19 protein-coding genes are annotated in these 20,982 nt (G+C 30.8%); 1 reads left to right on the top strand and 18 read right to left on the bottom strand.

Annotated features, from left to right (window positions below):
* The 18 genes from E0F76_RS15710 to E0F76_RS15625 all read right to left on the bottom strand — a co-directional run bounded on the left by E0F76_RS15710 (nucleotide 1) and on the right by E0F76_RS15625 (nucleotide 19,415).
* A complete protein-coding gene (locus E0F76_RS15710; RefSeq protein WP_165932723.1) occupies nucleotides 1–819 on the bottom strand; it encodes a glycosyltransferase family 2 protein in 819 nt (272 codons plus the stop codon).
* Nucleotides 820–863: 44 nt separating this feature from the next.
* Nucleotides 864–1,706 (bottom strand): aldo/keto reductase, encoded by an 843-nt coding sequence (locus E0F76_RS15705; RefSeq protein WP_132008279.1) that lies wholly within the window; start codon nucleotides 1,704–1,706, stop codon nucleotides 864–866.
* Entirely contained in the window at nucleotides 1,703–3,331 is a 1,629-nt protein-coding gene (locus E0F76_RS15700) for a GMC family oxidoreductase (protein ID WP_132008276.1), read from the bottom strand. Before E0F76_RS15700 ends, E0F76_RS15705 begins: the two co-directional genes overlap by 4 nt.
* Nucleotides 3,331–3,891: an LbetaH domain-containing protein gene (locus E0F76_RS15695; protein WP_132008273.1), complete on the bottom strand. Its 561-nt coding sequence runs from the start codon at nucleotides 3,889–3,891 to the stop codon at nucleotides 3,331–3,333. The genes E0F76_RS15700 and E0F76_RS15695 overlap by 1 nt, the downstream gene beginning before the upstream one ends.
* 6 nt (nucleotides 3,892–3,897) lie before the next feature.
* The gene (locus E0F76_RS15690; protein ID WP_132008270.1) at nucleotides 3,898–4,974 is read right to left on the bottom strand and encodes a glycosyltransferase; all 1,077 of its coding nucleotides are present in this window, start codon (nucleotides 4,972–4,974) and stop codon (nucleotides 3,898–3,900) included.
* Nucleotides 4,971–6,143 (bottom strand): glycosyltransferase, encoded by a 1,173-nt coding sequence (locus tag E0F76_RS15685; protein WP_132008267.1) that lies wholly within the window; start codon nucleotides 6,141–6,143, stop codon nucleotides 4,971–4,973. The genes E0F76_RS15690 and E0F76_RS15685 overlap by 4 nt, the downstream gene beginning before the upstream one ends.
* Complete coding sequence (locus E0F76_RS15680; protein ID WP_132008264.1) at nucleotides 6,144–7,436, bottom strand: hypothetical protein; 1,293 nt, start codon at nucleotides 7,434–7,436, stop codon at nucleotides 6,144–6,146.
* Between the two features lie 12 nt (nucleotides 7,437–7,448).
* Nucleotides 7,449–8,699, bottom strand: coding sequence for a glycosyltransferase family 4 protein (locus tag E0F76_RS15675; protein ID WP_220398936.1), 1,251 nt, complete (start codon nucleotides 8,697–8,699; stop codon nucleotides 7,449–7,451).
* Nucleotides 8,687–9,175, bottom strand: a complete 489-nt coding sequence (locus E0F76_RS19920; protein ID WP_281275292.1) for an acyltransferase — start codon at nucleotides 9,173–9,175, stop codon at nucleotides 8,687–8,689. The genes E0F76_RS15675 and E0F76_RS19920 overlap by 13 nt, the downstream gene beginning before the upstream one ends.
* A gap of 112 nt (nucleotides 9,176–9,287) precedes the next feature.
* Nucleotides 9,288–10,397, bottom strand: a complete 1,110-nt coding sequence (locus tag E0F76_RS15665; RefSeq protein WP_132008258.1) for a glycosyltransferase family protein — start codon at nucleotides 10,395–10,397, stop codon at nucleotides 9,288–9,290.
* A gap of 47 nt (nucleotides 10,398–10,444) precedes the next feature.
* Entirely contained in the window at nucleotides 10,445–11,536 is a 1,092-nt protein-coding gene (locus E0F76_RS15660; RefSeq protein ID WP_132008255.1) for an exostosin domain-containing protein, read from the bottom strand.
* A gap of 200 nt (nucleotides 11,537–11,736) precedes the next feature.
* Nucleotides 11,737–12,708: a hypothetical protein gene (locus tag E0F76_RS15655; protein WP_132008252.1), complete on the bottom strand. Its 972-nt coding sequence runs from the start codon at nucleotides 12,706–12,708 to the stop codon at nucleotides 11,737–11,739.
* Nucleotides 12,709–13,725 carry an alpha-mannosyltransferase gene (locus E0F76_RS15650; protein ID WP_132008249.1) on the bottom strand — a complete coding sequence of 339 codons (1,017 nt, stop codon included), beginning with the start codon at nucleotides 13,723–13,725 and terminating at the stop codon, nucleotides 12,709–12,711.
* Between the two features lie 10 nt (nucleotides 13,726–13,735).
* Nucleotides 13,736–14,659, bottom strand: coding sequence for a hypothetical protein (locus tag E0F76_RS15645; protein ID WP_132008246.1), 924 nt, complete (start codon nucleotides 14,657–14,659; stop codon nucleotides 13,736–13,738).
* Nucleotides 14,656–15,729 carry an acyltransferase family protein gene (locus E0F76_RS15640; protein WP_132008243.1) on the bottom strand — a complete coding sequence of 358 codons (1,074 nt, stop codon included), beginning with the start codon at nucleotides 15,727–15,729 and terminating at the stop codon, nucleotides 14,656–14,658. Before E0F76_RS15640 ends, E0F76_RS15645 begins: the two co-directional genes overlap by 4 nt.
* Before the next feature lie 12 nt (nucleotides 15,730–15,741).
* Nucleotides 15,742–16,641 carry a glycosyltransferase family 2 protein gene (locus E0F76_RS15635; RefSeq protein ID WP_132008240.1) on the bottom strand — a complete coding sequence of 300 codons (900 nt, stop codon included), beginning with the start codon at nucleotides 16,639–16,641 and terminating at the stop codon, nucleotides 15,742–15,744.
* A gap of 3 nt (nucleotides 16,642–16,644) precedes the next feature.
* Entirely contained in the window at nucleotides 16,645–17,931 is a 1,287-nt protein-coding gene (locus E0F76_RS15630) for a lipopolysaccharide biosynthesis protein (RefSeq protein ID WP_132008237.1), read from the bottom strand.
* 71 nt (nucleotides 17,932–18,002) lie between these two features.
* Nucleotides 18,003–19,415: a nucleotide sugar dehydrogenase gene (locus E0F76_RS15625; protein WP_132008234.1), complete on the bottom strand. Its 1,413-nt coding sequence runs from the start codon at nucleotides 19,413–19,415 to the stop codon at nucleotides 18,003–18,005.
* Between the two features lie 849 nt (nucleotides 19,416–20,264).
* Between E0F76_RS15625 and E0F76_RS19380 the strand changes: the two genes are divergently transcribed.
* Complete coding sequence (locus tag E0F76_RS19380) at nucleotides 20,265–20,489, top strand: hypothetical protein (RefSeq protein ID WP_165932722.1); 225 nt, start codon at nucleotides 20,265–20,267, stop codon at nucleotides 20,487–20,489.
* The last annotated feature ends 493 nt before the right edge of the window (nucleotides 20,490–20,982 follow it).

Here is a 20,982-nt window from a genome sequence, read left to right as displayed (position 1 = left end):
TTATTTGTTTTTTAATGATTCTATCTTTGTTTGTATTTGAAAAAAGTAATGTGATTTAAAACGCGCTAAATAAAAACCTTCTTTTCCGTCTAAAAAACCTAATTTAAAAAAATAAGCTCCTATAAAATAAACTAGGGGAAGTAAACCTGTAGTAAGGAAACCGTATTTTATTTTTTGATTTAAGGATAAGTGGCTATCCGAAGACTCTTTTAGCTGCAAATACCGTTGCGCTTCCCAAGTAGAATAGGCATTATGTTTAGCAATATAATGATCAAGATTTTTAAAATCTTTATGAATCACCTTGGCCTTTATCACACCAACCTTACCCTCAATAATAGGATGTTCGTGTACTTCCATATCGAGATGACTCCACAAATCTTCCTCTATTTTTTCATAAGCACCTTTAGATTTTTTGAAAAGTGCCGATTTCTTGAAACCATAGCCATAACGCAATTTTTTGCCCATAAAGTAATTTTGAAACTGTATGGTAAAGCCGTTATAATTCGCATCTTGTGTTTTAATAGCTATTTCGTTTACAAAATCCTCTGAAACAAACTCATCTGCATCTAAAAACAGTATCCACTCATGCAGCAGATTGGCATTTTGAAGTGTCCAATTGCGCTTTTTAGGAAATTTACCATTCCAATGAAACTGCAATACCTCAGCACCCATAGTAGTTGCTATATTCATCGTATTATCAGTACTTCCCGAATCAACAACAATGATTTGAGCAAAACGACTTAGTTTCTCCAAACAAGTAGGTAAATTCAGTTCTTCGTTTTTCACGGATACAATGACTGTAATTGGTATATTATTCAATAGTTCTAAATTTAATATGTATTGCTAAATCTTTTTTTAGATTATCATTTAAAGATTGAAACATTATTCTGAATATGTTTTTTATTAAACATAGAGCATAAAATAACACTTTTAGGAAAATCTAGATGCAATTTTAATAACTTTTCCTCAGCAGTCAATTTATAGTCCCCCCCATTAATCGGAGAAAAGAAAATATTTGAGGCTCCACCTCTATTTTTAACAAGATCATTATAGCCAGTAATACCAGGTGAATTATTATATTGTAAAATATCAAATTCATCTAAATATTCCCTGTGTATTTCATTTTCACTTTGCATAAATGCAATCCCAAAAGCTCTAATTTTACCAACTTTTTTAAGATTCATTCCTGTTTCCAAAAGCTCATCAATATTTAATATCTTTTCAAGAGGTTCATGAATAAAAAAATAGTCCAAATAATCAGTTTTTAAACTTTTTAATGACTCTTCCAAACTTAAAATCATCTCTTTAGGATTTAACTCAATACGGTTATGGAATGTATTAGAAATTATATTTTTTTTACTTACTTTTTCTTCATTTGCTTTAACTAAATATTTTTTCTTAATATCAATTACATTTCTTGCAATAGGCTTTAATGGTCTAAATAATTTAGCTTTGAAATTTGCTTTGATTCCAAATTTACTTGATATTACTATATTTTTTCTATTTGATATTAAAAGCTTACCTACAAAGTTTTCAGCTTCACCATAGCCGTATGATCGTGCCAGATCAAAATGATTAACCCCCATCTCCATGGCAAAATTGATAGCCTCTTTGGCTTTTTGGGCATCTACTGCACCCAATATTGGAGCGCAACCAAATCCAATTACAGATGATTCAATATCTTTATATAATTTTACTTTTTTCATTTTATGCTTATAAAATTGGCTAGGCGAATGGCTAAAACACCTAAAAAGAAGGTGGTGTTTGCTTGACTAGATGTTGGAAATACAGATCCACTACAAACAAACAAATTGGTGGTACCAAAAACCATTAGATTTTCATCTACAACCCCATTTGTTTTGTCCTTTGCAATCCTAGTAGTTCCAGATTGATGGAGGCCATCTTTTGACATTAACTTAATCTTTTCAAATAATTCCTCTTTAGGATACCAATATTCTAATTTACCGCAATTAATTTTTCTCAAATAGGTATCTAATTCATCATGCAATAGAATAACTGAATTAATATCACTGTCGTTTAGATTATAATCAATTATCAAATTATTCTGGTCATCTGATAATCTCATCGTGTTCTTGCTATCAGGTGTTTGTTCCGCATGAAAATGAAGTGCGTATTTATTCGTTTTATTATATAAAAATACGCCTGGCAATTTTCTTTTCAATAAATATCTTCTAACAAAAATATCAAATGTTGTAGTAATTGAAAAAGGAAAATCTTTCAAAATATTCCAAAGGTGTTTATCAATATCTTTGCGTTCCCCTTTTGTAATAGACTCAGCAATAGCAGGAGGAGCTAATTTAGACCCTAAAAAAGGGATTAACATAATTAGATACATTAAAGACATAGAGCCACTTTTATGATTAGGATCACTATACAATGGATTATCTAACCAAATTGCGGTATTTAACAGATTTTTTTGTTTTAGAAATGCTGAAGTAAACTGAAAGCGCCTTCTTAAATAAATACCTTCTTTATCTCTTAGAAAACCATATTCAGTTTTTTTAGGATCCCCACTAAAGATAACTGAAGCTATTTTACCACTTAGATGACATTGATAATATTTCCCTAAGGCATCAGGAACTTTATTTAATTTTTTAAAAACTGTTTTATTTTTTAATAACAATCTCGTAGTTTCCTGTGTACCACAAGCAATTACAAATTTTATGGAACTAATTGTTGATTGTTTTAAATCTCTATTTACAAGATGCACTTCATTAATTAAGCCATCATCTGTAGGCTCTGAAAAAGATACTGCTTGATATCCCTCTAAAATTGTAATATTCGATAAATCTTCTAAATCTTTACGGTATCTTTTCCCAAAACGTGTTGGCATACTCCAGCGTTCCAATTTAGTATCTGTTATATGGGCATTAACAAAATTTTCGGCTATTCTTTTATCTTTAAAATCTTTTGAATATTGCAAATCAAATAGAGGTTCTCCACATTCAAAATAGGTACTAGTAAGTGGAATATATTTTTGAGAATCCTTAAAAATTAGTTCATCCCAAGTACATCCATCTAATAAAATAGATCTTTCTTGAAAATCTACTGCATCATACATTACACATCGACCACCATAAGTTTGAGTAGAACCGCCTAGCCCTTTGTTAGTACACTCATATGGATCATGATGATTTATTTTATTTTTAATTATTATTGTATCATCCAATGTATTATGAACCTCTTTGGTATTACCATATTCGATTAAAACAACTTGTTTATCAGTATTAAGTTTTGCGTATTCAATAGCAGTAATAATACCTGCTGGTCCACCTCCAATAACACATAAGTCATAAATACTATTTACCATTATGCTATTTTTTTTCTTTCTTTAATAATTTTAGAAGGATTTCCACTATATATGGTCCACTCTTCTAAATCTTTAGTTGCAATTGAACCAGCCCCTAGAACACTTCCTTCTCCACAAGTTACTCCTGCTAGAATAATAGCTTTAGCACATATCCATGAATACCGTTTAACTATTATTTTTTTTGATATATAGTCATAATCAATTGAATCATAATTATGAGTAGCTCCACATAAATAAGAATCTTGAGATAAGATTGAATGATCTCCTAAAAAAACACCTCCTGGATTATATATCTCAACTCCTGGACCAATGGTTACCACATCCTCTGTTTCTAATAACCAAGGTGCCCATATTTTTATATTCGGATAAATATAATTTTTATTTCCTATTTTCGCACCAAAAAGCCTTAAAATAGTTGTTCTCCAACTATGAAAAATTATTGGACTGTAACGGCACAAAATTAACCATACCAACTGCCAGATTGCCCTTTTAATTTTGTTTTTAATTCCAAAAACAGGCCTCTGGTAAGCATCTGAATTACTTATATTATGTTGTAGCATTTACTTTTATATTAAATTTTGATACAATTCATTTAAATTTTTAGCTACTATTTTGATGTCATATTTATCTTTTATCAAACGACGTCCATTATCTCCCATAGTTTTTATTTGATCATCTGTTGAATCAATAATTTCCTCTAATTTTAGTTTTAAATTCAATACCGATAAATCAATCCACCAGCCACAATTGTATGTCTCTAAATCCTGCCAAGGCGTTCCTTTCGTAGTGATTACTGGAATACCTACTACTAGTGCCTCAGCTACTACAATACCAAAATTTTCACTATAAGTTGGTAGAACCATTACATCAGCAGAACGCAAAAAATCCCATTTGGCTTCACCATATTGGGCTCCTACAAAACTAACATTTTTTATATCTTGAGCGCTTTCAATTAATTTTAATATATAATTTTCATCCCCATTACCTGCAATTTCGAGTGTCCAATCTTTGGTATCAGTATTTCCCCAAGCTTCAAGAAGTAGCTCAATACCTTTTTTTGGATGAATACGTGATAAAAATATCATTTTTTTACTTCCAAATCTCTCTTTCTTCTTTTTAATTTCACTCAGATCAATTCCATTTGGTATAATAGTGATAGCATTCGTATATCCTAAGTTTCTAATGCTATTTTTTTCCATCTGTGCAGTAGCATGCAAATGTTGAGCATTACAAATAGCCTTGTTTTGGTATATAAAAAGGCCTATTTTTTTTTTCCAAGGATTTTGAGCCAAAATCCAGGTCTCAAGCATCCCATGGGGAGACAATACTACTTTAACACCTAAATCTTGTGCTATTTTTTGAAATCCCCAGTTTTCTGGACTCCAAATACCATTTATATGAACAATATCTGGAGATTCTGCTTTTAAAAAAACTCGAAACTCATTTAAAAGACTAAACCAACGCAAAACTTTAGTATCAAAAAATTGAATCCTAACTCCATCAATTGTAATAGGAGAATCTGATAGGCCTGTAGCTACAATTAATTCTATGCTTGATTTCAAAGCATTACCTAATAAACGTATGTATTCCGTTGTTCCACCTCCAGTTTTGTCAATACTCCCTATAAAATGAATTACTTTCATTTGTTTTGTATAATTTGTTGATACACCATCTCTATAGAATTGATAAAACCTTGGGATGAGAATTCTTTTGAACGTAATATCGATTTTTGTATTGCCTCATCATGTAGAATTGGGTTAAGTTGCATTACCTTATCTAATTCCTGAGCTGCAGTTTTTTTCCATTGCACCATCTCTTCTAAATTGAATGTTTTTTTTGGAATATAAAACCCAGCATCTCCAGCTACTTCCCGCATCGGATCTTCATTTGTTGTAATTACCAAGCTTCCCGAAGCCATAGCCTCTATTATTGGCCAACCAAAACCTTCATATAGAGATGGAAAAACCATAACAGAAGCCCCTTGGTAAAACTGTTGCAATTGCAAATCATCAATATTAGTTATAAAATAGATCGATTTTGATGCGATAGATTTTTCTTTAAATACAATCATTTCTTCAGTTGGCAATTCTCCAACTAAAATCAAAGGAACATTGACTTCAAAATCTTTGGTCCATTGGTCGTAAATTTCAAGAACTCCTAATTTATTTTTATAAAAAGCATTACCTCCAACATGCAAAATATAACCCTTAGATAAATCGATACTATATCTATTAGATAGTTTTTCTCTTAATTTGAATTTATTTGTTACTGGCTCAATTTTTTGATTCAAACCATTATAAACCACCTGAGATATTTTTGGTGCTTTGGTTAACAATAAATGCAAATCAGATTGCGTTTTTTTTGATATACAGATAAAATTGTCTGCTTTTCGATATCCCCAACGAATGAATTTTTGATAATACTTTCCTGTTAATCCAGTCTTATTTTCAGGCAATAAACCAAATGCTGATTGTTGTGCCAAAAAATCATGGCAATGCACTACGTGCTTTCTTTTATTTACTAAAGGTATCCAAGGTCCTAAAGCATTATCAGCAAAAACAAACAAAGTATCTTTGCTACAATTGAACAATCTATATTGTACTAGTATCGGAAAAACAACATATTGATCCAGATAGCCCAACCACTTTTCTAGAATTGGTTTATTAAATGCTAGTTTAAAAAACAAAGCAGTTGGACTCCAAACTATCACCTCATGTCCCTTTTGTTGCATCCCTTCCTTAACCATTTTGGCAAAACGAGGCATACTTTGATGGTCTAAAAAAGAAGGATGTGTAAAAAGTACTATTTGCATTTATTCTGTTTTAAATGTGCTATTTATACTTGCTTCTAACAAACCTGTAGCAATCACCGCACAGCCTAAGATACTGGGTTGCGCCCATTGTCCTTGTGTAATCAAAAATAAAGCCGTACCACAAAAGGTTAAAGGCAACAATTTGTATGGATTGGGTAATCGTATCGATTTAAAAAACAAGGCTATTGCTAAAAATAATCGTACTGCGATAAGACCACCTCCCAAAATAAGCCCTTGTTCACCTCCCAAACGGCCTAATTCCCCTTCAGATATTAAAAATTTTGTTTTTCCTGTTAACATTTGTGCGCCTGCATTTGTACCCATCCCTAAATTACCTTTAAATAAAGACTCATTCATAAGATTAACTATTGGTTCCGTAAATCCTTCTAGAGTTCTCAAAAAAATTGATCCCCCTTTCTGACTACCAGCTGTATCAACACGATTCATAAAAACCTCAGTACCCAGACTAAAAATTGCAGTCGTTTTTTGTAAAACAGTAAATAAACTAAAAATAATTATAACAGTAAAAAATACCTTTATAATTGATTTAAAACTGGTGGATGAACCCATAAATGTAAATAGTCCTACTAATAAAACACCCAAAACGGCTGTTCTACTCACGGTAAGTGGCAGAGCAATTAGCAATGCAATGGTACTAGCAATAAGCAATAATTTTGAACAAGAATCTTTAGACAACCAAAAATAAAATACAAATACTGAAGCCAAAATGTAAAATGCAGATAATCCTGTTATAAAAGAATAGGTACCTGAAGGACGAAAATACCCCATAGCACCATCAAAACCTGCACTTCCTTCTCCTCCTAAACCAATATTAATATAAGCAGATTGCGGGCTTGTGAATTGAAAATAAATTATAATTGTCATCAAAATAGTGATCCACAGCATCACACGTCCCATAATGAGTACATCTTCTTTTGTAAAAACAGCTCCGATAATAAAAATCATAGGAAAATGAAACAACATAATTCGTGCCCCATATAGCCCAACAAATAGATTTTCATGTCCAAAAGTAAGAGTTATGGCTAAGCCTAATAGGGTAAATATTAAACTTAGAACTACATAAGGATTCATAAATTTAACATTTAAATATAATGCTCTTAGAACTATATATATAGCAATAGGATCACGCACTACTAATAAGGGAGTAGCCAAACTAGGTAAAATCCATTTACGCAAAGCCCCTTCAAAAATCCATAACAAAAAATACAACCAAACGGCTATTTTTATAGAATTATAATTTGGAATTACTTTTTGTTCTGTAATTGTATGCATTTATCCGTTTGTTTAGCAAATATTTATGGAAGAGAGTGCATCAGCCATTTCTTGACCATAAACGGACCAAGGTCTAGATTTCGCTTTATTTTGAGCAGCTAATCCCAATTGTTCCAATATTTCTGGGTTATCAAAAATTTTATGGAAAACTTCTTTTATTGCGCTGGATGAGCCCGCTGGAACAATCCATCCATCCACTTCATCTTGAATTAAATCGGGTCCTGCGGTTCGATCTGTTGTAATGACTGGTACTCCTTGTGACATGGCCTCTGTAATAACCAAACCAAAACCTTCAAAAAGCGAAGGAAAAACAAATACATCATTTTCACGCATGCAAGTCAAAACTTCATCATGAGACAAAGAAGGAATCCATTTGTGCTGCTCTAAAGCATTATTCAATGCCTTGCAATTGGAAACTGCTTTATGCCCAACTATAGTCAACTCTACCGTGTCTTCTAATCCATACACGGCTTCAAATAAATAGGAAAGCCCTTTTCTCTGCGATAGACCACCGATGAATAAAACTTTAAGTTTTCGATTACTAAGTGATGAGTATTCTTTTTTTTGATTTACTTGTGGAAAACCATAAGGAATGACCTTTATTTCTGGTAAAATACCGGAATAGTCTTCTAATGTCTTTTTGGTAAAACTACTGGCTACAAAAATAACATCCGCTAAGGCTAACTCCTGGTCTTTTTTATCCAATTTGGCTTGAGAATCATTAAAGCCAGTAAGTGTACTGGACCAATCAGGATTAATCTCAAATTCCTTTTGCATTAACAAACGAGCACTTTTCCAATAGCCAATTGGCAAATCATAAATACAATTTATTCCTAAATGTTTTGCTTTTGTAAAAGTAGCTAATGCCCCATCTTCATAGGCATAAACTCCTGCTATTCCTTCCTTTTTTGCTTTATTTAAATTATTAGCAACCCATTGATCGTGCATTTTATACACCCGATCAACACAAAAAAAACCTTTTTCATGTGTTAGTAAAAATACTACATTAAATTTTAAAGCTAACACGCGTCCAAATTCAAAAAAAGATTTTGAAACTGTAAAGGTTTGCCATGATTGATCTAGTCTTCTTCGTTTTAAATCTTTTAATCTACCGTTATCTCCTAATTTAAATAAAAATTGACCAGGAAAAACAGCAATACAAGTATATAATTTATATAAAAGTTCATGTTTATATAAACCATTGATTAATGCCTTAGCATTGGCATTTAAAGTAGGGTGCGAAAACAATATCATTTTAACCATGCGTTATTTGTAGCTAGAAATTCACAAGGATTATAATTCAATATATCACTTCTCTTTTTTGTTATTTCTTTAGCAGGATTGCCAATGACAATGGCATAATCATTTACATTTTTACTTACTACGGCACCTGCTCCCACAACTGCTCCTTTACCAATAGTTACTCCAGGTAATATAATGGCATTAGTTGCGATCCAGGCAAAATCACCAATAAAAATGGGCGCTTTTTTATGACGCCATAATGGATCCAAAACATCATGAGAAGCACTCAAAATAACTACTCCATCATTTATACATACATAGCTACCAATGGTCACTTTGTCATGTAAGGCAATTTCAGCCCTGCCTATAGTACTAAAATCCCCAACTGATAGATTATTTTTTCTACCATTAATAATAGCTATTCCAATCTCAGCTGTTTCAGCTATAATAGCACCATCATTAATTAGTTTTTTTCTTCTTTTATTATATTTAATCAATTCAAAAAAAGTCAACAGTCGCTTAGCCCAACATTTAAAAAATGATTTACTAAACCACTTAAATTTAGTTCTGTTATTCCACAAATATTGAAGAGAAGCCATATTAAATACCTTATTTCAAAACGTTTAAAAAATTATTTGCTACGAATTCTAAATTATTATTATTTGAAATTATAAATTTTCTATTCAAAAAATCTTGTATTGAATCTAAATTTTCATAATTAATTAAATTTAAAAATGGTTCTTGATAATAACCCTTAACTTTCCAATTTCTTGCAACACTCAAAACTGGTATTTGGTGATTAAACATAGCAGCCACACTCCCACTTTTTTGACATAAAATGTAGGGTGTTGTTGAAATACCATATTGGCAACTGGTCAATAAAATACTTATTTCTTCATCACTAACAAATCCCGTAATTTCAAAATTAATGTTATTGGCTAGCAATACTTGTTTCCACTCTTCAATAGCAATACCACAATTACCTATAAAAACAAATTTTAATGCCTTTTTTTCATTCGACAACAATAAAACTTGTTTCAATTCATGAATAAATTTTTCTATAGGTGCTCCATAATGAATACTTCCAAAAAAGCAAAATTTCAATTCCTTTACATCGGTAGAAATTTTTACAGAATCATTATTTTTAATAATATTACTTAATAATGGTAGTAGTTGCGCATCATATCCTAGTTTTGCTATTTTAGATTGATATAAATCTGTTTGGGTATTTATTATAATTTTATCGTTTCCTTTTAAAATTTTTATAATCAAGCCTTTTTGTAATAAACCAATACATTTGCTTTTAAATGTAGCATTCAAATTCATTCCAATCCACAATTCATGAAACATAATATGCCATTGATGATTGCCCTTTAATTTCATTAAGAAAGAAGGTATCCAAAAAGGCAATCCTCTTGGGTTAAAACTATAAGGAACAAATTGCAATGAAATCCAATCGGGTTGAATTTTATTCAAGGTTTCTTGTGCCCAAACACTTCGCTGATTATTTGAGGTTGAATTAGAAATACGATGTGCTATAACTTCATTTCCATCTACTTCTTGTTTTTCAATAGAAAAAGTAGTAGAATGCTTATCACACAAGCTTAATATTTGAACTTGGTGACCATTTTTTATTAGCTCTCCACACAAACGTCGAGTATAATCGCCTACACCATCATGTCCTGGTTGTAATGAGCCACAAAGGAAGAGGATTTTCATAGCTGTTTTTAATTTTCTTTAGTTTTAATACTACAATATCAAAATATTTATTTCTCCATCAACATACTAATCTTGCTAAAAAAACCAACTGGAGATAAATATTCTTCCCATATCTTACGTAATTGTACTTGTCTTTTTTTAAATTCATCATTTGACAAATTATTGTGATATTCTTTTACGATTTCACCAATCCTATAAATATCTTTTTCCTCTACCCACACACATAGATTTTTCCAATCAATACTATCCTCAAAAGGCAAAATACAATCGGTATTTACAAATATGGGGATTCGTCCACAACACAGCGTTTCGTAAAATCGTATAGAATTGTTCCCGATCCCACGAACACAAAGAGTATAATCGTTATCAAGAATGTTATTAATATAATTTAGTCGATAGGTATTCTTATCTACTTTGTGCTCCCCTGTATTCAAACCTGAAGGACCAAAACCAAAATTTCCTTTTATGATAAAATTTGTTTTTATACCTTTTGCTCGATTCAATTCAATAATCACTCTTGCACGATAGGAATGTGAAGACAAATTAGGAATATACTTCATCAAGCCAAAATAATTTACCCAAAGTTTAGCCAATCCAATCAACTTAGCTTTTCCAAATGATAAATTTAAAGGAGGTGCAAATCCGCAAAAACCGATTTGGGGAATAACAGATTTATCTCTAATTTCCAACTCTCCTTCTTTATATCTTTCTATAAAGTCCTCAAATAGATGAGGGAAGGACAACAAACCATCTGCATTTTTCGACTTATAGGCAGCTCCAGAAAAAATAACAGCATTTTTTATTTTTATAGACACATTGCCAACATCATGACCTGAAAAAACAACGATTTTTTTTCCATGTTTAATACACTTCTCTATAAATAACACCAGTTCTTTAGGTGTTTCAGTTGAAGGGTAGCTAAATGGCATATAAATGGGTATAACAACAAAATCAGCTTCTTCAATTCCCGTTATTACTATGTTATCTTTAGCATATTCACAATAAGAATCAAACCTCCCCTTTATAACCTCATTATCATCTCCTCTATTAGAGGTATTATGTTCAGATGTGTAAAAGGGAAATAGCATATCAACCCCTTTGCCGTATTCTAATAAAGCAAAATCTGTGTGTATTTTCATCTCTTAACCATTTATTACATTCGTTACCAAAATTAAACTTATTATATTTATGAATTAAATAACATTAATATTTACAAAGCAAATAACTTATAACATAAATCATCAAACAACCTATGGATAAAATCACTAAAATCTTCTTTACTACGCAGAATTGTGTAGCAATTGAAAATAATTATCATATAATTATTGCGCCAAAAAAATTACACTTTATAAAACCTTCCAATTAACTTACAAATTTTAATAGCTATTTTTTTCTTACTTATTTCGTTTTTAGAATGTGCTAAAATGGGATAGCTAGTGTTTTTCCAGTATGCGAGATCTACTATTCTCGGTGTTCTTCCATTAAAAGCTCTTAGAAATTGATTTGTCTTCCAAGGTTTGGGACTTCCCAGAGCATGAAACATCGTTGCATCACCCAAGACAAACCCCATCCCATCTTTGCCCATATAACTTATAGTGCCATCATAAGATTCAATGGTAGCATTAAGGGCATCTTGATCTGGTTTATCAAAAATCTGAAATCCTTCTAATTTCAATACGGTAGAATTATGAGTTTGATTTAAAAAAATGGAATTTTCTAAACCTCCAATTGCGGGTCCCATAACCTCTTGAAATTGAATCCATAAATTCAAAAAAGAAATGTTCTTTTTAAGAAGTCCGACAAAACCCGCATTTACATAAATTTGATTTTTAAATTCTAAATCAATATTGTGTTTTTTATAATAATTTCTCCAACCTTCCCTGCGAGGGTGAAATTCCTGTAATGGAGAATTAACATCTTCACAAAGAGCTATCCCACAGTTTACCCATTGTTCAAAACAAGACCAGGAATCATTTACAACAATATCAGGGTCAAAATAAAAGAGTGCTTCTTCATATTTTGCTGGGCCTTCCCATAATTCCAACATAAAATCGGGTTTGTAATTTGCCATATTATAATTGGTGACTATTGGTAAAAAAAGAAGTTGTATTCCTTCAACTGGAGTTAAAGTAATCGCATCTTTCCATTTACCAATTGTTTCTCTTTTTCCGTTCATAACCCAATTAGGCAAAGCACCACGGTAACCAACATATATATTACCACGAAATCCTTTTTTATATAATGAGTTAGAAAGAGCTGCTACACCATAGTGATAGTGTCCTTCAAAAACAGTACAAATTGCTGAATTCATTTATTGTTGTTTTTTATATAATTGATTAAATTTCCTTCTAATACGCTTGAATTGATATTTTATGTATGTAATGTAAAATAGATCTGAACTATGAATTTTATATAAACTCATCATCTTTTTTTTATTATTTTGATAAGAAAACATCAAATCATCAATGGACTCATTCCCTATATAGCCTCTACCCGAATAATGCAAATGACTAATTGGCACATTTAAAGATGGAGATATAGATTCTTGATTGTATCTTTTTTTGTCCTCATCTGACAATTTTGAATTCCAATTATTATAGGAAGATGTATTTTGTATATATCCTCCTTGTATGGCATGAATCAAATCCAAACTATTTTTATAATCTCCGGACCAAGAACTCAACCAATTGAATGGTGGTTTACAAAGGTTAAGAATCTTCCAATCCCCAAGTAATGAAGCTATATGTAATAAAGATTGATCATGTTTCCTTGGTATTTCTGGATATTGCTTAAACCATTCTACTGCTGCATTCATATCGGCTATCATCTTAGATTTTTTGTTTACAAGTATATGTCCTGCTGTAATCGCAGAATTTAAACTATCCTTCCCAAAAATTTCTTGAACTTTTATTGGTTCTATATAATTATATATTCCAATAGTGGTATATTCTGTATCTGCATGTACCAAGTCATACCCCTCTGCAAAATCAAACAAACGTTCCCAATTCATCAAAGCAACAATATCGTTATCCGCATAAATAAATTCATCCCAATCGGAATACCAAGATAAAAAACGGTATAAAAATCCCATTGGACAATCCGTTAATACATTGCGTAAATTGAGTATAAAAGCTTTTGCTTCCTCTGAAAAGTCATCAACAGTTAAAAATTCTACTTCGTCAAGGATATTTTTTGAGTTTACTGGCTCTCCTCCAAAATGAATCAATCGAATAGGTAACGTGCAACCACTTTTTCGAATGGAGTAAATTAAATTTTCACAATACCATTGACTATTCAAGTTCGCCACTAAAACAATGCCTTTTTTCATTTTTATTCTTTTATAAACCTAAATGCCATTTGTAATTATTTTGCCACATTTTATGTCGAACTGGCCCTGTATAATGACGTACAGCCATCTGTTTTGGTTTAAATAAATAGGAGAAATCAAATTGATCTCCTATATCTAAAATGAAGGTTTTAGGAGTTAATGGCATGAATGAATTATCCTTTAATATAATCTGGAAAATAGTTTGATCGCTAAAATACTCATACTCAAAATTCATAGTTTTAAAAAAATCCAACCCATTTTTCAAAACCTCAAATTCTTTAGTTAACATCATCAAACCAGCGTTAACCTGATAAAATTGCTCAGAGTGAATTTCTTTATACTTACTATCCAAACACCCCCAAACTGGATCAGGCATAAACCAACCATCTGGTTTTGGATTTTCTGTTAAAATGAGATTAAATAAACTAGCTTTATCATAAAACAGAATATCGGAGTCAATGAATAAAGTTGGAACTTCAATTTTATGATGTAAATAATAAAATAATCGTCTTCCTAAAGCAAACTTTTTACCATAATCCAAAATATAGGTATGATAGGGTTTAATTTCATCCTTACACAAATGTTCAATAGATGATAATTCCGCAAAATTCATACTTTTAAAAACAACAAAATTAAAATTACTTTCAACAAGATCAATCTGCTTTTGAGTATGCGACCCATCAGAATAAATAGTCCATTTTATAGGAATCCCTACATAACGAACATAAGATAATAGAGACAAAAGTTGTTCAGGATAATCATTACAAGAGGAAAAACTAGCCACTTCCATAGCAATGACTTTATTCTGATTGACTTCTGCTAATAAATGAGCCAAATTTGAATCAACCTCCTTTAAAAATTTTGCCTTATTGGAATTACCAATTGCCGTGCTTATTTTTTTGGTTAGACCTCCTTGACCAGCTAACTTTTTCATGCTTTCGAAATTTTATTAGAAATCCTTTTTAATTTAAATTCTTTAACTCTAGTTTCAATATAATTAACAAGCGGTTTCCAAAATATTTTTTTAAACCATACATCAAAAATATAATTAATTGGAATACATATTAAAATAACTAATAATACAAAAAGGTAGGACTCTCGTATACCTAAATGATATAAAAAAATATATAGTGGTATGTGAACTAAATACATTGGGTAAGAAATAGTTCCTAAAAAATTTAAAAAAGTTAAATACCTTTTTGATAAATTTAATTTAGTATATAAAATAATAAAAATCAATATAACAGAAAAAAAGAACCAAACATAAGAGTATTTTTCGAATACCGTGCCATTTAAAAAATTATAATAAATACCGTATGTTCCTAATAAAATAAAAGGTATTATACTCCAACTTTTTTTTCTAACAGTTATTATAAACCCTAAAATAAATGGCCAAGCATACATCAAATGTTGGAAGCCAAATAATGATATAGAAGGTAAATACGAATGTCCAATATAAAAAAACAATGATATGATTACTATTAAATAAAGAAAACGCGTCCGAAGTATAAAAAATATTGGTAACATCATATATAAAAAAACTTCTACACTTAGTGACCAAACAGGGGAATTATACATAATATTTAGCGCAACTACACCTTGCAATAATAAAAAATTTGCTATACTAGTAGCGTTTCCAGCCGCAACAAAAACCATACTATTATTTACATGATACGGTGATCCCACGTAAAATTGTAGTATAACAGTACCTAATATGGCCATAAAATACAGGGGATAAATTCGTAAAAAACGACGCTTAAAAAAGCCGTTTTTATTTTCAGAATAAGAATATCCAACAGAAATACCGGAAACCATTAGAAAAACCATTACTGCCGTTTTTCCTCCAAAATCTTTTAGGTAATTAAATATACTGCCTTCACTGGTAAAATCACTTAAATGCCCAATAGAAATCATAACAACTAAAGCCAATAAAAAACGAGTTATAGCAAGAAGAGCCCAAGTCGAATCGGTAAAGCTTGGTTTTGAGTAAAATATTTTATTCATGTTTCTCGATTATTAAAGGAATGATAAAGTCTTAAAAGCAATGAAGTAACATACATTCTTAATACTCTTCTTTGTTTTAAGTGCTTTCAAACTATACTGACCAGCAATCTTAATATCAATATGCCTTATAAGTCTAGCATAAGACAAATAAGCATCAGCCAATTGATCAATTCTTATTTTTAATGGAATGGCTTCCCAGTCAAAATGTTTTTCATATACATATATGGACCCTAATGCCATTTTAGATGCATTATTAGAAGCAGCTATTGCATTAGAATGCTTTCTATATAAAGCGGTATTTTGCTTTGAAAATTTAAATTTAGTTCCCATTTTTGCTAATCTGAATAATAAATCTTTATCTTCTGCATGGTGAAGGTTTGGAACCATACCACCAATCCTATTCCAAGATTTTTTGTTTAACAAAACAGTACATGGATTAATTCCTATTTGATGAGTAAACAAAGAAATATTAAAATTATTTAGCATTCCATCTGTAATTACTTGTTCGAATATAATATTTTTAACATCATCTAAAAACACGAGACATCCAGCATAAACTAAGTTTAAATCTGAATCTTTTGCTACCTCATTTATTAAAGTTTCAAGATGATTCGGCAACCAAACATCATCACTATCGAGTAAAGCCAACCAAGAACCAGATGCATTAGCCACAGCTACATTACGTGTTTCACTTACACCTAAGTTAGTTTGATTTATAATCAATTTTACATAATTAGAAACATTGCCCGAAAATTCATTTACTATATCGATGGTATTATCGGTGGAACAATCATTTACCAAAACAATTTCCCAGTTAGTATAGGTTTGTTGTTTAACTGACTCTAATGTTTCTAATATAAAATCGGAAGCATTGTAAGCTGGAATTATGATACTTATTAGTGGAGTAATCATTGCTTATCTACAAATTAATTTATAAAAACTAAAACTATAATTCACCATTAAAGAAATACATTGGTATAAAATACTATAATACAAAATTCCGTGAAGTGTTGATAAATCCCAAATAAAAAAAGCTGCAGTTACAGTAGCTAAATTCATTGTCATTACTAGTATTGGATTTAAAAAATGACCTCTACTACCTATCAAATTTCCTGTCAAAGAAGAAATTAGACCAATGCAATTAGCCAATATGATTAAAAAAAGCTCTGAAGTTAATCCACTATATGAAGCGCCTAAAATCCATAACATTTGTGCAGGAAATAGCAAAACAATCAACATGACAAAACCTGAAAATAAAAAAAGTATCAATTGAAAAATAAAAAAAGCTTTTAGTATTTTCGATTTATGATCCCCCAATCTAGAAAATCGAGGTATAAAAAGTGTTGCTAATACACTAGTAAAAAGCCCTATAAGTATAGAAAACCGACCTAAAGCTCCAATACTAGCTAACTCATTGGTATTTCCAAAAACCGATAATATCCAAATAACAATTTGTCCTGAAAAAGCAAAGAAAATAATATTGGGCAAAATACGAGTAACAATTCTCAAAATTTCTTTTCTTATTATTGGATCTGGCTTTTGGTTGCTATCGACAAACTTCTCATTAATTTTTTTTAATTTTAAATTACCATATATTCTGGGGAGTCCTGATGCTAAAAGTATGACATAGGTCCAAGGAAAAATAAATATAGTCAACAGGGTTAACATTAATCTTCCAAATCCAACTGTTAATTGGTTTTTTTGTAAACTTGCAATATCTTGATGTAATTTTGGTGTTATTTCTAATAAGGAATCCGATAAATCAGCATAAAAAGCTGGAATTAAAGATAATAATATTAATAAAGCTGTTAACCAACTAGCTTTATTGAGAACTAATAAATAGATAATAATTGGTGCTGCAAACAGTAATGTAATAACCGCAAATTTTCGTCTTAAGTCCAAACCTGTTGCTAAAATGGAACCCAATTTTTTAGGGTCTTGCCATACTTTACCACTCAATGCCATAACTCCATTAGAAATTCCTCCATCAGTCAAAACAACCAAAGTGCCTAACATAGTATTCGCTAGTGTGTAAAAAGCATATTCTTGAATAGGTAGTAATCTTACTATCAAAATTCCTGAAATAAATCCAATTCCTTTTAGTAAAATCTCGGTACTACCAACAATTGAAATTAACTTTAGAATGTTTACGCTTTTATCGTAATGCCTGTGTTGTTTTAATTTATCTAAACTCTTGCTCATTCTTTACTATTGGTTTATATCAATATCAATAAAACAACTTATTGCTTATTTTGCTTTTGAAATGCATTATTTTATCCTTTTCCAATCCCCTTAACCTGAAAACCAATTGTTGTCAATTTATCTGCATCTAAAATATTACGACCGTCAAATACAAAAGCAGGTTTGTACATGTTTTGGTAGATAGATTTCCAATCGTATGTTTTGAATTCATCCCACTCGGTCAATACAGCAACTGCATGCGCTTGATCTAAAGCCTCCATTGGTGTTTTGTATACAAATAGTTGTTTTAGTTTTGCGGTTATTTTGTGTTCAGTTAGTCCGTTTAATTCCCATAAATAGCTCATGTCGGCTTTTATTTTTGCCTCAGAAACTTTAGGATCATATACATGTATTTGAGCACCATCTTCTATAAGGTGATCGGCCACATAAATGGCTGCAGACTCCCGTGTGTCATTGGTATCTTTTTTGAAAGCCCAACCCAAAAAGGTGATTTTTTTATCGCTAACGGTATTAAATAGTGAACTGATTATTTTTTTTGCAAAACGGTATTTTTGATAATCGTTCAAAATAATGACTTGCTCCCAATAATTGGCTACTTCAGGTAAATTGAAAAAACGACACAGATACACCAAATTCAAAATATCTTTTTGAAAACAAGAACCTCCAAATCCTACTGAAGCTTTTAGAAACTTTGGACCAATTCGACTATCAGTTCCAATTGCGTTGGCCACTTCATCAACATTTGCTTCAGTCGCTTCGCACAATGCAGATAAAGCATTTATTGAGGAGATCCGTTGCGCTAAGAAAGCATTCGCCGTTAATTTAGACAATTCGGAAGACCAAACATTGGTGGTTAAAATTTGTTTTGGTGTCAACCAATGGGCATACACATCAACCAAGGCTTGGATTGCAACTTTTCCTTTTGGAGTTTGTTTCCCTCCTATCAACACCCTATCTGCATTGAATAAATCTTCGATAGCGGTGCCTTCGGCCAAAAATTCAGGATTGGATAAGACCTCAAAATGCACCCCATTTCCAGTACTGTCCAGTATCGTTTGTAAGGTTTCGGCAGTACGAACGGGTAATGTCGATTTTTCAACAATAATTTTATCGTTTTTAGCTATTCGGGCTATTTGTCTGGCACACAATTCCACAAATTTAAGATCAGCAGCCATACCCTTTCCTTCACCATAGGTTTTAGTAGGTGTATTAACTGCAATAAAAATCATATCTGCTGCATCAATTGCTGCATCCACATCGGTAGAGAAAAAAAGATTGCGACCTCTTGCTTCGCCAACTACTTCTGCTAATCTGGGTTCGTAAACTGGCAAATTATCTAAATTATCATCATTCCAAGCTGCAATACGTGCCTCATTTAAATCGACAACGGTGACTTTAATTTCAGGACATTTTAAAGCGATTACCGACATGGTTGGTCCACCTACATAACCGGCACCCAAACAACAAATATTTTTTATTTTCATTATGACTTTTTTTTATTAATATAATTATAATTTGTTTTGACCGCTACTCGAAATAATTCAAGTTGGCGTATCCGCCTTCCTATAATAATTGATTATTTATTTAAGTGGTTAATTGCTTAACTGGTTAATTGGTTAACTGTTTTAAGTGGTTAACTGGTTAATTGTTTAATTGCTTAATTATTTCAACTGTTTAACTGGTTAATTGGTTAATTGGTTAACTAAATTAAACATTCAAATTTATGACTAACCGCTTAACCCCTTTCCTCTAACCAATTAACCTATTCAATAGCCGATTAACCCGATTTTTTAAACATCAGAATTATTTCCATATTTCTAAACTAATGTTTTTGAATTATTGTTGTCCTAAATTGTATAGTTAAACCTTATCTGCTACCTAAAAGCTGTTGTGTGCAATTATCAAGCCGTCAGTTCAATTTTTTTGTAGTAAAAAGCATAAAAAAAATCAATTAAGAACCGAATTTAATAAAATTATCTTATTCTCAATACGCGTCATTTCAAATATATAACTTATCGATAAATTTTGTTCCTTACTGATAGTTATAGGGACACGCTACTCAAAAACTATTGACTTAATTACATTAAAAAGTATGCCCTGGAGATTAACTTGAATTATTAGATGTTTTTTTGAAAAATATAAAGTTTTATTTCTGCATGCAATCAATTCAATAGCCTAAGTATCAACGTTAAAATAAAATATTGAATGGTTTTATTTGATAATTGAATAAGGGTTCCCCTTGAATAGTTACATAATAACTATCCCTAAATATAATATTTGCAAAAAAAAAATAATTATTTTCTTTATCATTATAAATTGAAATGTAGATAAACATGAATTCAAATCAATACTATAATGCTGCAAATATATATAATAATGCCAAAATTAAGGCAATACCAAAGTTGAAAAATTATTTTTTAGTTGTTAAATGTCCTCAATCAGGAAATATAACCATTAAAACTGCAGGCGAAAAGACTAATATGAAATTAAATTTACATCCTATACGATTAGTGAAAAATTTAATTGGTATGTTTCCTTTAAAACTTTTAAATTATTAGTAGTTCTACTGCTAACAAAAACCTTTTGACTACTTTTTTTATAATAAAAAAAACTAATTAATTGTTAAGCAGTTCAAATAAATCACTAAAAAAATTGATTATTGTAAAATAGACTTAATTACACTCTTTCGGTGCAATTATTAAAAATATAAAAAATAACCCGTTGGCTGTAATTAGTTTTTGATGATAATTTTTCGTCAGTTCGAGGTGTAATTTTTTTTCAAAAAAAAGCAATATAAAATGACGTTATCTTTGTGTATAATCTGAATTAGAATTAGGCAGTGTAGCAGTAAATCAATTAGTGTTAATTACCTGAGTTCGAGTTTTGTTTCAAAATATTATATTAAGCAATATTGGTGAGTTCTATTCTAATGAATTTCCCCCATGGTAGTAATATCTTTTCACTTAGTATATTTTGAGCCTATTTCTATTTCATTAATTCATTGAGCGATGAGTAGTTTAGAAAAAATTATTAAAAATTGTGCTGGCATCG

It is taken from the genome of Flavobacterium cellulosilyticum, assembly GCF_004349355.1.
In the GTDB taxonomy this organism is placed as follows: domain Bacteria; phylum Bacteroidota; class Bacteroidia; order Flavobacteriales; family Flavobacteriaceae; genus Flavobacterium; species Flavobacterium cellulosilyticum.
The sequence above is the reverse complement of the archived record's forward strand: the minus strand, read 5'-3'. Positions and strand labels throughout refer to the sequence as shown.